Genomic DNA, 12,212 nt, shown 5'->3' on the forward strand with positions numbered 1-12,212 from the left:
GTGACTTTCTGACCGATTCCGACTGTTCAGGTGTAGGTCGGATCACCCCGGGCAACAGGACTGACCATGGGCGGAGCGGTCAGGAGCGGCGAGCAGCTGCTGGGTGAGCGGTACCGGCTGATCGAACAGCTCGGTGCGGGCGGCATGTCGGTGGTGTGGCGCGGATACGACGAGGTGCTCGGCCGCCAGGTCGCGGTCAAGGTGCTGGCGTCCCGGCTGGCCAGCGACAAGGCGTTCCGGCACCGGATCCGGATCGAGGCGCAGGCCGCCGCGCGGCTCTGCCACCCCAACATCACCAACGTGTACGACTACGGCGAGTCCGAGCAGGCCGGGCTGACCGTGCCGTACGTCGTGATGGAGCTGGTCGACGGCGGCCCGCTGAGCAGCCGGCTCGGCCGCGGCGGGCAGCTGCCCTGGCGCGAGGCGGTGACCATCGGCGCGGAGGTCGCCTCGGCGCTGGCCACCGCGCACGCCCGGGGCGTGGTGCACCGCGACGTCACCCCCGGCAACGTCATGCTCACCCCGACCGGCGTGAAGGTCGTCGACTTCGGCATCTCGGCGCTGGTCGGGGAGAGCGAGAAGGGCCCGGACGGGGCCCTGCTCGGCACTCCCGCCTACCTCGCCCCGGAGCGGCTCGACAACGGCCAGGTCTCCCCGGCCACCGACGTCTACGCGGTCGGCCTGCTGCTGTACCGGATGCTGACCGGCCGGCTGCCCTGGCAGGCCAGCACCACCACCCAGATGCTCCGGGCGCACATGTACAACGACCCGGACCCGATGCCGCCGGTGGTCGGGCTGCCCGACGAAATCGAGGAGCTGGTCCGGCGCTGCCTGGCGAAGCGTCCCGCGGACCGCCCGGCGACCGCCGACGTCGCCCGTACGCTCGCCGCCGCGGCCGGCGTCGCGGCGATCATGCCGGTCTCCCCGGCGCTGGGCCAGTTCGACCCGACACTGTTGGAGAATGCCGGGACCACGATCCTGCCCTGGTCGTCGGCGACCGACGCGCTGCCCTTCTCGGCCCTGCGTACCCGGACCCGCCGGGCGGCGGCCCGCCGGCGCAGGGTCGAGGCCGGGGTGGCCGCGGTGGGCCTGGTCGCGGTCACCGCCGGCCTGTGGGGGATGACCGCGCGGAGCTCGGCCAGCGGGGGAATCGAGCCCACAGAGGCGCGGATGGGGCTGCCCGAGCCGGTGCCGTGCAAGGTCGACTATGTGCTGCGCCAGGACACCGGCCGGGACTTCGCCGCCGAGCTGACCCTGACCAACACCGGCGGCCGGGAGCTGCGGGACTGGATCATGAGCTTCACCTTCCCCGGCCAGCAGACGGTGACCAAGGCCCAGCCGGCGGTGCGGCAGCAGGGACGGGCGGTGCTGGTGCAGCCGCCCGCCACGGACGCCGCGCTGGCGCCGGGGGCGTCGAAGAAGGTGGAGCTGAGCGGCCGTTACACCGGTGGCAACCCGCTTCCGGTGGAGTTCAAGCTCGGCGAGAGCACCTGCGGCGTGCAGGTCTCCGGGGTGGCCGGGTCGGCGCCCACCACCGCGCCGCCGACGACCAGGGCGCCCGCGAAGCCCACCACCGCGAAGAGCAGCGGCTCGCACTCGTCGGGCAGTTCCGGCGCGCGGGCGAAGCCGGTCAAACCCAGCAAGGGCAAGGACGGTGGCGAGGGAAAAGGAAAGTGACCGAGGGTAAGGGGGGTGGTCACGGCGGCAAGAGCAAGGGCAAGGGGAAGTGACGGTCCGGATGGCGTTCAGGCCAGCGCGGCGAAGCGCTGCACCTGCACGTTGCTGCCCTCGACGATGAGCACGCTCTCCTTCTCCAGCACGGTGTCCGGCTCGGCATAGCGGAAGCGTTCGCCGGGCAGTTTGGCCCCGATCACCTGCACGCCGTACCGGTCGGCGGCCAGCTCGCGCACCGGCCGGCCGACCATCCCGTCCGGTACGCGCACCTTGGCGATGGCGAAGTCGTCGCCGAACTCGATGAAGTCGAGCATCTTGCTGACGATCAGGTGCGCCACCCGCTCGCCGGTCTCCGCCTCCGGGAAGATCACGTGGTGCGCGCCCATCGACCGGAGGATCTTCGCGTGCTTCTCCGAGTTGGCCCGGGCCCAGATCTGCGGGACGCCCAGCTCGGTCAGGGCCAGCACGGTGAGCACGCTGGCCTCCACCGACGCGCCGAGGGCGACCACCACCCGCCCGAAGTCCGCCACGCCGAGCTGCCGCAGCACGTCCTCCTCGCTGGCGTCCGCCTGCACCACCCGGTCCAGCCGCTCCGACCAGTGCTGCACCCGTTCCTGACTCCGGTCGACGGCGAGCACCTCGTGGTCGAGGCTGGTGAGCGAGTCGGCCAGGTGCGAGCCGAACCGGCCGAGGCCGATCACCACGATGCCGCCGTCGTCCGTCTTCCTAGCCGACAATGGGTTGCTCCTCCGGGTAGCGGTACAGGCGTCGCCGGGTGTTCAACGCGATCGCGGACCCGAGGGTGAGCGGGCCGACCCGGCCGATGAACATGAGCGCGGTGAGGATGTACTGGCCCGGGCGCGGCAGCTGCGGGGCGACGCCGACGGACAGGCCGGTGGTGCTGAAGGCCGAGGTCACCTCGAAGAGCGCCTGGTAAAAGGGAACGCCCACGGTGGTCAGCACCAGGACCACCGTGCCGACGACGACGAGGGCGACGCTGAGCAGGGCGACCGTGAGGGCCTGCCGTTGACTGGCGCGGGCGACCCGCCGCCGGCCGACCGTCACGTCGGGCTCGCCGCGCAGCTCCGCCCAGATGACGAAGGCGAGCAGGAAGAAGGTGGAGACCTTGATGCCGCCGGCGGTGCTGGCGCTGCCGCCGCCGATGAACATCAGGATGATGAGCAGGGGGTAGCTCGCCTCGGCGAGCTGGTCGACGTTGATCACGTCGAAGCCGCCGGTCCGGCTCAAGGCGATCTGCGTGAACGCGGCCAGCACCTTTCCCGGGAGGTCGTACGTGCCGATGGTGGCCGGGTTGGTCCACTCGGCGAGCAGCAGGTAGCCGAAGCCGAGCGTGATCAGCGCCGCGCTGCCCCAGATGGTGAGCTTGGTGGCGACGGCCCACCGCCTCGGTCGCCGCCACTCGCGTACGGCCTCGAAGAGGGCCGGGAAGCCGAGGCCGCCGATGATCGCGCCCAGGCCCAGCGGCAGCGCCACCCACGGGTCCTGGGAGAAGGCGAGCAGCCCTTCCGAGTAGAGCGTGAACCCCCCGTTGTTGAACGCCTGGATCGAGTGGAAGGCGCCGGACCAGAGCGCCGACCAGGGCGGGTAGTCGTAGGCCAGCCAGAGCCGGCCGGTGATGACCACGGTCATCACCGCCTCGGTGATGAAGACGGTCGCCGCGATCCGCGTCAGCAGCCGGCGTACGTCGCCGATGCCGAATTCGGCGGTCTCCGCCTGCACCAGGAGCCGGTTGCGCAGGCCCAGCTGCCGGGACACCACCAGGATGATCAGCGCGGCGATCGTCAGGATGCCGAGCCCACCGAGCTGGGTGAGCACGGTGATCATGGCCAGGCCGAAGCCGTTCCAGTAGTTCGGGGTGTCGTTGACCGCCAGGCCGGTGACCGACACGGCCGAGGTGGCGGTGAAGAGCGCCGTGACGAACGGGGTGTAGCGCTGCTCGCTGGTGGCCCAGGGCAGCATCAGCGAGCCGGTGCCGAGCAGGATCACCGCCAGGAACCCGAACGGCACCAGTCGCACGGGGTGACGGAGCAGCCGACGCACCAGGCAATCTTCCGCCCGGAGATTCACCGGCAGGTCAGGAACCGACCAACTGGTGGTCAACCGGGACCGGTCTGCTGGGCGCATCCCTCGACGACAGGAGACGGCGTTGCGACGTACCCTTTCTGCCCTCGGCGTGGCCGGCGCGCTGCTCGCGGCGGCCGTGGTGGTGCCGGCCGTGGCCGCCCAGGCCGACTCGGAGCCCGGCACCGAGCGGTCCCGCGCGGCCGACCGGCCCATCGTGATCGGCCACCGCGGCGCGAGTGGCTACCGACCGGAGCACACCCTGGAGTCCTACCGCCTGGCGATCCGGCTGGGTGCCGACTTCATCGAGCCGGACCTGGTCTCGACGAAGGACGGCGTGCTGGTCGCCCGGCACGAGAACGAGATCTCGGGTACGACCGACGTGGCGGCCCACCCCGAGTTCGCCGCCCGCAAGGCGACGAAGACCATCGACGGCGTCCCGGTGACCGGCTGGTTCACCGAGGACTTCACCCTGGCCGAGCTGAAGACGCTGCGGGCCAAGGAGCGGCTGCCCCAGGTCCGGGTGGCCAACACCGCGTTCGACGGCAGGTTCGAGGTACCCACCTTCCAGGAGGTCATCGACCTGGCCCGGGCCGAGTCGAAGGCCCGGGGCCGGACCATCGGCGTCTACCCGGAGACCAAGCACCCCACCTACTTCGCCTCGATCGGGCTGGCACTGGAGGAGCCGCTGGTCGCGGTGCTCCGGGCCAACAAGCTGACCCACCGCAACGACCCGGTCTTCATCCAGTCCTTCGAGACGGCCAACCTGCGCAAGCTCGACCGCATGATCGACGTCCGGCTGGTGCAGCTGATGGACGCCGCCGGCCGCCCGTACGACTTCACCGCCGCCGGTGACGCCCGCACCTACGCCGACCTGGCCACCGCCGCCGGGCTGAAGTGGGTGGCCGGCTACGCCGACGGGGTCGGCGCGAACAAGAACCTGATCGTCCCGCGGGACGCCGCCGGCAAGCTGCTCGCCCCGACCACGCTGATCCGGGACGCCCACCGGGAGAACCTGGTCGTGCACGCCTGGACGTTCCGCGCGGAGAACCAGTTCCTGCCGGTGGACTTCCGGATCGGCGCCGACCCGAACGCCCGCGGCGACATCACCGCCGAGTACGAGCTCTTCTTCGGCCTCGGCCTGGACGGCGCCTTCGCCGACCAGCCGGACACCGCCGTCGCCGCCCGCGCCGGCCTCTGACGACCGCCCACCGGGCCCGCCAGGGCCCGCTCGATCCACGCCATCTCGCCGACGTGGGGGTATCCGGTTCTCCCGGACACCCCCACGTCGGCGTAACGGATCCGACTCCCGCCCCAGCCCGGCCTGGCCGTGGGGTGGTGTCGTGGCGCCCTACGAAGCTGATGACGTCAATGACTCAGCCGACGATGTGGGGTCCCGTCGGATGATCCGTCTACGTCATCAGGTTCGTAGCGTCCGTTGCCTTTATCACGCGGGGCGCTCGGCGACGTAGGTGCCGCGACCGGGCTGACCGGTGATCAGCTCACGGTCGTGCAGCAGGGAGAGCGCGCGTGAGGCCGTGTTCATGTGGACCTTGTATGCCTCGGCGAGCTCCCTCGTGGAGGGCAACTTGTCCCCAGGTTTGAGTTCCCCGCTTTTGATCTTTGCGGTGAGGTCGTTGGCGATCTGGCGGTATGGGGCTTCGGCTGTGGGCATGGTGAGGACTCCGGTTGGTTCGGCGTCTCCGATCATGCCGGGCCTACACCAGCAACTGCAACAAGTTGCCGCGTCGTGACTCTGGGGTCGACCTACACAAGTATTTTGTGTAGCCTCTGTCTGTCCGGCTCCGGTTGGTTCGGCAAGCCCCGGCGGGCGGACATCCAGGTTGGCTCCGGGGTCGTACCGCCGATTAGGGCTGCGGTCGCGGGGCCGGCGGTCCGGTTCGCGTCCCCTTTCCGCGGGCCGGGCCGCCTTCCAGGGCTACTGCGGGAGGCAGGTGGTCATGCGCAACGTGCTGAACCTGTTCCGGCCGGCGCGGCGGCGGCCGGCGTCGAGTCGGCCGCCGAACGGTGGCTGGTACCGGTCGGAGTCCTGTCGGCCGCTGAGCGTGGGGCAGATCCGCGACCGGCACTTCCGCACCGTGCGGCACGGCCTCGACCCGGCCGAGGTGTACGCCTTCCTCTACCGGGTGGCCGGAGACCTGGCGATCGTCCGCCGTGAGCTGGCCCGTACGGCGGAGGAGAACGTCCGGATCAAGGGGGCGTTGCGAAGCTGGCAGTCCAGGTTCACCCCGGGGAGGCGCTGATGGGCCGGGAGCGGTTCGTCGTCCACCTGCCAGTGCTCGCCACCGACCTCGACGGGGCCCGACGCTTCGCCCGGGGCATCTGTCGGGCGCTCGCCGTCCTTTCCGATGTGGACCGGGCCGAGACGACCGTCTCCGAGGAGGACGCCCAGCACGTCCGTCATAGAGTCTTCTGTGACCGGTTGCTCGACGGCCGTCGGCGCTGTCCGCTCCCGGCGGACCATGACGGCGAGTGCGGGCCTCGCCGGCAGCGGTAGCCGAAGGTCCGGTTTCCCGGCGCGGCGGTGGCGGGGTGCGACACACCGCCGTCGCGGGTGGTGGCGGCTGCGACCACCACCCATGGACGTCATCACCGGTGGTGGCAGGCTGTTGTTACGGCCGGCCACCCCACTACGGTTACTTGTGTGTTTCGGCCACATAGCCCGTGGGTGACGTCACTTCTAGCGTGAGCCGACAAATGAGTTCCCCCTGTCCTCACCTGGAGTCGCGATGACGGTCCGGCACACGCGGCGGGTGTTCCTCTCCGCCGCCACGATGATGGCGGCGGCGATTGCCGCCACGGCCTGTGGCAGCCCGCAGGACACCGCTTCCGGCGGCGGCGACAGCGCCGCGCCGGTGAAGGTTGGTCTGGTGTATTCCCAGTCGGGACCGCTGGCCAGCTACGGAAAGCAGTACATCGAGGGGTTCAAGGCCGGCCTCGACTACGCCACCAAGGGCACCGGCAAGGTCGGTGACCGGAAGATCGAGCTCACCGAGGTCGACGACGCCGGTGACCCGGCGAAGGCGGTCTCCGCGGCCAAGGACCTGATCGGCAAGGGCTCGAAGATCATCGCCGGTTCCACCGCGTCCGGCGTCGCCCTCCAGGTCGCCCCGATCGCCGCGCAGAACAAGGTCCTCTTCATCTCCGGCCCGGCCGCCACCGACGCGGTGACCGGCGCGAACAAGTACACCTTCCGGTCCGGGCGGCAGTCGTACCAGGACGTGGTGACCGCCAAGTCGTTCATCGGCGACGCGACGGGCAAGAAGGTCGTCGTCTTCGCCCAGGACGGCGCGTTCGGCGATGCCAATGAGGCCGCGGTCAAGAAGGTCATCGGCGGGGCCGGCGCCACCGTCAGCAGCGTCCGGGCCCCGGCCAGCGCCACCGAGTTCACCCCGTTCGCCAGCCAGATCAAGGCCGCCAAGCCGGACCTGCTCTTCGTCGCCTGGGCCGGCACCACCGCCCCGGCCATGTGGCAGACCCTCGACCAGCAGGGCGTGCTCGCCTCCACTACGGTCGTCACCGGCCTGGACATCCGCGCCTCCTGGCCCACCTTCGGCGCCGCCGGCGGCAAGATCTCCTTCCTGTCGCACTACTTCGACGGGGCCAGCGACACCGAGGCCGCCAAGGCCGCCAAGGCGAAGATCCCCGGCGGGACGCTCGACCTGTTCCACCCGGACGGCTTCGCCGCCGCCCAGATGGTCGTCCGCGCCGTGTCCGAGGGCGGCGACGACGTCGACAAGATGATCAAGGCTCTGGAAGGCTGGCAGTTCGACGGCATCAAGGGCCCGATGACCATCCGCGCCGAGGACCACGCGCTGCTCCAGCCCATGTACCAGGCCAAGTTGACCGGCAGCGGCACCACCTTCACCGCGGCCGCCCAGAAGAGCCTGACCGGTGACGAGACGGCGCCGCCGGTCACCCAGATGAAGGGCTGACCTGTGCTCGCCACCCGCGGTCTGACCTGGCGGATCGGTGAGGTCGCCATCGTCGACTCCGTCTACCTCGACCTCGCGCCCGGGGAATTCCTCGGCGTGATCGGGCCCAACGGCGCCGGCAAGACCTCACTGTTCAACCTGATCACCGGCCTGCGCCGGCCCACCGAGGGGCGGATCCTGCTGGACTCCGAGGACATCACCGCCCTCCCGCCGCACCGGCGGGCCCGGCTCGGCCTGGGGCGTACCTTCCAGGCGTCCTCGGTCTTCGGCTCGCTCACCGTGCGGGAGAACGTCCGGCTGGCCGTACAGGCGCACCGGGGTGGCTCGATGAAGCTGTGGCGGCGGGCGGCGGCCGACCGGGAGGTCGCCGCCGCCGCCGACGCGGCGCTCGACCGGGTCGGCCTCCACCACCGGGGTACGGCGCTCGCCGGCACCCTGGCCCACGGCGAGAAGCGCAAGCTGGAGATCGCCCTGCTGCTCGCCGGGGAGCCCCGGGTGATGCTGCTGGACGAGCCGATGGCCGGGGTCAGCGCCGAGGACGTGCCCGAGCTGGTCGAGGTGATCAAGTCGCTGACCGGGGACAGCGGCCGGTCGGTGCTGATGGTGGAGCACCACATGGACGTGATCCTGGAGCTGGCCGACCGGATCGCCGTGATGCACCACGGCGCGCTGCTGGCCTGCGACACCCCGGAGACCGTGATGGCCAACGCCACGGTCCAGGAGGCCTACCTGGGGGAGTCGCTATGAGTGTGGAACCGGTCCTCGCCGTCGAGGACCTGTCGGTGCGGATCGCCGGGCTGCACATCCTCCAGGGGGTGTCGTTCACCGTCGCGCCCACCGGGGTGACCGTGCTGCTCGGCCGCAACGGCGTCGGCAAGACCACCACGCTGCGCGCGATCGTCGGCCTGACCCCCCGCAACGGCGACGTGCGCGGCACCATCCGGATGGACGCGCAGAGCCTGCTCGCCCGCCCCACCCACCGGCTGGTCCGCGGCGGGCTCGGCTACGTGCCGGAGGACCGCTGCGTCTTCGCCGGCCTCACCGTCGCGGAGAACCTGCGGCTCGCCGAACGGCGGGGCACCACCCCGGCGTACGACAAGGTCTTCGCGCTCTTCCCGGAGCTGGACCGGCGCGGACGGCAACGGGCCGGCTCCCTCTCCGGCGGGCAGCAGCAGATGCTCGCGATCGGCCGCGTCCTGCTCAACGACAACCGGCTGCTGCTGGTCGACGAGCCGACCAAGGGGTTGGCGCCGAAGGTGGTGACCGAGGTGGCCGAGGTGCTGGAACGGGTGGCGGGGTCGGTGCCGGTGCTGCTGGTCGAGCAGAACCTGGCCGTGGTCCGCCGGCTGGCGAAGGACGCGGTGGTGCTCTCCGCCGGCAAGGTGGCCTGGACCGGGAACGCGCAGGAGCTGCTCCTGGAGACGGCGCTGACCAAGTCGCTGCTCGGGGTGGGCTCCGGGGAGGAGCACGCCCCGAGTGCGAGGAGTGAGGTTGCGAGCCCCGCAGTCGCGAGGAAGGGCGAGCCCCGATGAGCGCCGTCGTCCTGCTGACGCTGACCGGGCTGGGGCTGGCGGCGCTCTACTTCCTGGTCGCCTCCGGGCTCTCCCTCGTCTTCGGCCTCGCCGACGTGCTCAACTTCGCGCACGGCCTCTTCCTCGGCGTCGGGGCGTACGCGACGTGGTGGGCGGCCGGCAACCTGCCCGGCGCCGGTTCCGACGGGTTCGGGTTCGTGGTGGCGGTCGCCTTCGGCGTGCTCGCCGGGGCGCTGGTCGCGGTGCTGGTCGAGCTGGTGCTGATCCGGCCGCTCTACTCCCGCACCATCGAGCAGGTGCTGGTCACCGTCGGCCTGTCGCTGGCCGGGGTGGCGCTGCTCCAGGCCACCTGGGGCGCCGACGCCCGCCCGTTCCCCCGTCCGGCGTGGACCCGGGACGTGACCGGGGTCCTCGGCGCGAACGTGCCGAACGCCGGGCTGCTGCTGATCGTCGCCGCGGCGGTGGTCCTCGGCGGGCTGCTCGCCTTCCTCCGCTGGACCAGGTACGGCCTGGTGATCCGGGCCGGCGTGGAGAACCGGGAGATGGTGACCGCGCTCGGCATCGACGTCCGCAAGGCGTTCACCCTGGTCTTCGCGCTCGGCGGGGCGGCCGCCGCGCTGGCCGGCGCGCTCGGTGGGATCTACTTCGGCACCGTGTCGCCCGGGCAGGGCGGCTCGCTGCTGATCTTCGCCTTCATCGTGGTGGTGATCGGCGGAATGGGCTCGGTGGTCGGGTCCGCGTACGCGGCGGTCGCGGTGGGGCTGCTGCAACAGTTCGTGAACTACTACGGCACCTCCGGCCTGGGCGACCTCTGCGTGGTCGGGCTGCTCGCCGTGGTGCTGCTGCTGCGCCCGCAGGGGCTGGCCGGAAAGGTTGCGCACGCATGACCGACTCGATGGTCGACGCACCGCCGGCCGCGGTGCCGGCGGAGCTGACCCCGGCCCGCCGGCGCTGGCACGGTCTGCGGCCGTACCTGCCGCTGCTGGCGCTGGTGGTGGCGGCGATCGTGCCGTACTCGACGGTGAACCTGCCGGGAGTCTTCGAGGGGCCGCTGAACTCGCCGGGCACCCTGCAACTGCTCGCCATCTGCCTGGTCTTCGGCGGCCTCGCGGCCGGCTACGACCTGCTCTTCGGCCGCACCGGGATGCTCTCCTTCGGGCACGCCCTCTACTTCGCCGCCGGCGTGTACGGCACCGACGTCCTGGTCACCCGCGGCGGGCTGCCGCTGTGGCAGGCCGCGCTGTTCGCGGTCATCGGGGGGACGGTCCTCGCCGCGCTGCTCGGTGCGGTGGCGCTGCGTACCGTCGGGATCGCCTTCGCCATGGTGACCCTCGCGTTCGCCCAGGTCGGGGCGATCCTGGTGGCCCGGGACTTCGGCGGGCTCACCGGCGGCGAGGAGGGGCTGCCGCTGGACGTCTCCGGGCTGCCGCCGGCCCTGGTCGGCGTGGCGAACACGGTGAACCTCTACTGGCTGGCGCTGGCGTACCTGACGCTGGTGGTCTTCGTGGTGCACCGGGTGAGCGGCTCACCGACGGGGCGGGTGCTGGCGGGGCTGCGCGACGACGAGCGGCGGATCGGGGTGCTCGGGCTCGACCCGTACCGGTTCAAGCTGGTCGCGTTCACCCTGGCCGGCGGGTTGGCGACGGCCGGTGGGGTGGTCTACTGCCTGATCGTCGGCGGCGCCTCCCCGCACGTCACCTCCTCCGAGCTGACCCTGTCGCTGCTGGTCATGGTGGTGCTCGGCGGTCCCGGCACCCGCTGGGGCCCGGTCCTCGGCGGCGTCCTCTACATGTACCTCGACCACCGCCTCACCGCCTTCGGCAGCAGCGACGCCGTCGACAACCTCCCGGCGTTCCTCAGCCACCCCCTGTCCCAGCCCCTCTTCGTCCTGGGCACCGTCTTCATCCTGGCTGTCTACTTCTTCCCCGGCGGCCTGGCCAGCCTCCGCACCCGTCTGACCCCCCTCCTCACCGCCCTCCGCCGCCCCTGACCTCCCTCGATCCGGTTGATCATTTCGCCGGGCCCGCTGACGACGAAAGGGCGGCGGCCCCCCGTGTGGCCGCCGCCCCCTGCGTCGTGGGTCAGCTGTTCAACATCTCGTATGCCATCGCCGGCGCCTTCGTCGCCTGGCTGCCGGTCGGCACGGTGATCTTCGGCGGGCTGCCGTAGTCGGCGTACGTGACCACGTACTCGTACGCCTTCCGCTTGCCGGCGGCCGGGATCTTCAGCGTCAGCGAGGTCAGGTGCTCGTCCGGACCGACCACCGCGGTGAACGGCACCTGCTTGGCGGCCTCGCCGAGCGCCGCCGCCTCGCCGTCCTCCAGCGCCTTCGCCGCGTTGCCGCTGCTCACGTCGACGATCCCGACGTACCGCCCGGGGCCCTGCTCCTCGACGGAGGTGGCCGCCTCGATGAGCGGACCCGCGTTGCCCTGGTCCGCGCCGTCGTAGGACGGGACGCTCCCGCCGTCGGTCAGCTTCGCGCGGTCCAGCTTCATCCACTTGTTCGGGAACTTCGGCAGGCCCGGGTGGCCGCTGAACTTCGCCTTCATCCAGATCTCGTCCCCGATCAGCAGGAACGACATCCTCGCGGTGATGCCGTCCTTGTCCGGCGCCATCGCGGTGTTGATCTCGAAGGCCTTCGCCTCCGGGTCGATCCGGCCGGTGATGGCGCTGGACGAGTCCTTGCCGCTGAACCGGAACGCCCCCTCCGTACCGTCGGGGACGGCGTCGAGGAGCGCCTCCTTCGGGCTGGGGGTCGGGCTGGTCCCGGGCGCCGCGGCCGGTTCGCTCTTCGGCCCGCAACCCCCGAGCAGGGTGGTCGCGGCCAGCATGACGCCGACCGTGCCGACCGCCCGTCGGATGGTGCCGGCGCTGCCCGTTGCCTGTGTCATCGCACTTCTCTTTCTCGCTGCGTGGCTTCTGCCGGTGACGATGCTGCGGGCCGGCACGGCGGTTCGGCTGCCGATAT

Annotated in this window: 12 protein-coding genes; 8 read left to right on the forward strand and 4 right to left on the reverse strand. The window is 71.4% G+C overall.

The window, feature by feature from the left end:
* Positions 1 to 66: 66 nt before the first annotated feature.
* Positions 67 to 1,677 carry a serine/threonine-protein kinase gene (locus tag GA0070613_RS12140; RefSeq protein ID WP_089012394.1) on the forward strand — a complete coding sequence of 537 codons (1,611 nt, stop codon included), beginning with the start codon at positions 67 to 69 and terminating at the stop codon, positions 1,675 to 1,677.
* A 68-nt stretch (positions 1,678 to 1,745) separates the two neighbouring features.
* On the opposite strand, the gene GA0070613_RS12145 is transcribed toward GA0070613_RS12140, so the two are convergent.
* The gene (locus GA0070613_RS12145; protein WP_089012395.1) at positions 1,746 to 2,411 is read right to left on the reverse strand and encodes a potassium channel family protein; all 666 of its coding nucleotides are present in this window, start codon (positions 2,409 to 2,411) and stop codon (positions 1,746 to 1,748) included.
* Positions 2,401 to 3,735, reverse strand: a complete 1,335-nt coding sequence (locus GA0070613_RS12150; RefSeq protein ID WP_089012396.1) for a TrkH family potassium uptake protein — start codon at positions 3,733 to 3,735, stop codon at positions 2,401 to 2,403. The genes GA0070613_RS12145 and GA0070613_RS12150 overlap by 11 nt, the downstream gene beginning before the upstream one ends.
* 106 nt (positions 3,736 to 3,841) lie before the next feature.
* Here GA0070613_RS12150 and GA0070613_RS12155 point away from each other — a divergent pair, with 106 nt between their 5' ends.
* Complete coding sequence (locus GA0070613_RS12155) at positions 3,842 to 4,957, forward strand: glycerophosphodiester phosphodiesterase (RefSeq protein ID WP_089012397.1); 1,116 nt, start codon at positions 3,842 to 3,844, stop codon at positions 4,955 to 4,957.
* 246 nt (positions 4,958 to 5,203) lie between these two features.
* Here GA0070613_RS12155 and GA0070613_RS12160 read toward each other — a convergent pair whose 3' ends face one another.
* Positions 5,204 to 5,467, reverse strand: a complete 264-nt coding sequence (locus GA0070613_RS12160; protein WP_408630984.1) for a GntR family transcriptional regulator — start codon at positions 5,465 to 5,467, stop codon at positions 5,204 to 5,206.
* 250 nt (positions 5,468 to 5,717) lie between these two features.
* Here GA0070613_RS12160 and GA0070613_RS12165 point away from each other — a divergent pair, with 250 nt between their 5' ends.
* From GA0070613_RS12165 to GA0070613_RS12195, 6 genes are all read left to right on the forward strand, one after another.
* Positions 5,718 to 6,020: a DivIVA domain-containing protein gene (locus GA0070613_RS12165; protein ID WP_089012399.1), complete on the forward strand. Its 303-nt coding sequence runs from the start codon at positions 5,718 to 5,720 to the stop codon at positions 6,018 to 6,020.
* Between the two features lie 486 nt (positions 6,021 to 6,506).
* A complete protein-coding gene (locus tag GA0070613_RS12175; protein WP_089012401.1) occupies positions 6,507 to 7,712 on the forward strand; it encodes a substrate-binding domain-containing protein in 1,206 nt (401 codons plus the stop codon).
* A 3-nt stretch (positions 7,713 to 7,715) separates the two neighbouring features.
* Positions 7,716 to 8,459, forward strand: a complete 744-nt coding sequence (locus tag GA0070613_RS12180; RefSeq protein WP_089012402.1) for an ABC transporter ATP-binding protein — start codon at positions 7,716 to 7,718, stop codon at positions 8,457 to 8,459.
* Positions 8,456 to 9,244: an ABC transporter ATP-binding protein gene (locus GA0070613_RS12185; RefSeq protein ID WP_089012403.1), complete on the forward strand. Its 789-nt coding sequence runs from the start codon at positions 8,456 to 8,458 to the stop codon at positions 9,242 to 9,244. Before GA0070613_RS12180 ends, GA0070613_RS12185 begins: the two co-directional genes overlap by 4 nt.
* A complete protein-coding gene (locus GA0070613_RS12190; RefSeq protein WP_089012404.1) occupies positions 9,241 to 10,131 on the forward strand; it encodes a branched-chain amino acid ABC transporter permease in 891 nt (296 codons plus the stop codon). Before GA0070613_RS12185 ends, GA0070613_RS12190 begins: the two co-directional genes overlap by 4 nt.
* Complete coding sequence (locus GA0070613_RS12195; protein WP_089012405.1) at positions 10,128 to 11,234, forward strand: branched-chain amino acid ABC transporter permease; 1,107 nt, start codon at positions 10,128 to 10,130, stop codon at positions 11,232 to 11,234. Before GA0070613_RS12190 ends, GA0070613_RS12195 begins: the two co-directional genes overlap by 4 nt.
* A 91-nt stretch (positions 11,235 to 11,325) precedes the next feature.
* On the opposite strand, the gene GA0070613_RS12200 is transcribed toward GA0070613_RS12195, so the two are convergent.
* Positions 11,326 to 12,135 carry a hypothetical protein gene (locus GA0070613_RS12200; RefSeq protein WP_089012406.1) on the reverse strand — a complete coding sequence of 270 codons (810 nt, stop codon included), beginning with the start codon at positions 12,133 to 12,135 and terminating at the stop codon, positions 11,326 to 11,328.
* Between the last annotated feature and the right edge of the window lie 77 nt (positions 12,136 to 12,212).

The sequence above is a fragment of the Micromonospora inositola genome (genome assembly GCF_900090285.1).
Taxonomy (GTDB): domain Bacteria; phylum Actinomycetota; class Actinomycetes; order Mycobacteriales; family Micromonosporaceae; genus Micromonospora; species Micromonospora inositola.

What these genes read in the sequence shown, in the direction of transcription:
- GA0070613_RS12140 (WP_089012394.1), top strand. Translation starts at nt 67, where the DNA reads ATGGGCGGAGCGGTCAGGAGCGGCGAGCAGCTGCTGGGTGAGCGGTAC.
- GA0070613_RS12195 (WP_089012405.1), top strand. Translation starts at nt 10,128, where the DNA reads ATGACCGACTCGATGGTCGACGCACCGCCGGCCGCGGTGCCGGCGGAG.
- GA0070613_RS12160 (WP_408630984.1), bottom strand. Translation starts at nt 5,467, where the DNA reads ATGATCGGAGACGCCGAACCAACCGGAGTCCTCACCATGCCCACAGCC.
- GA0070613_RS12165 (WP_089012399.1), top strand. Translation starts at nt 5,718, where the DNA reads ATGCGCAACGTGCTGAACCTGTTCCGGCCGGCGCGGCGGCGGCCGGCG.
- GA0070613_RS12190 (WP_089012404.1), top strand. Translation starts at nt 9,241, where the DNA reads ATGAGCGCCGTCGTCCTGCTGACGCTGACCGGGCTGGGGCTGGCGGCG.
- GA0070613_RS12200 (WP_089012406.1), bottom strand. Translation starts at nt 12,135, where the DNA reads ATGACACAGGCAACGGGCAGCGCCGGCACCATCCGACGGGCGGTCGGC.
- GA0070613_RS12185 (WP_089012403.1), top strand. Translation starts at nt 8,456, where the DNA reads ATGAGTGTGGAACCGGTCCTCGCCGTCGAGGACCTGTCGGTGCGGATC.
- GA0070613_RS12175 (WP_089012401.1), top strand. Translation starts at nt 6,507, where the DNA reads ATGACGGTCCGGCACACGCGGCGGGTGTTCCTCTCCGCCGCCACGATG.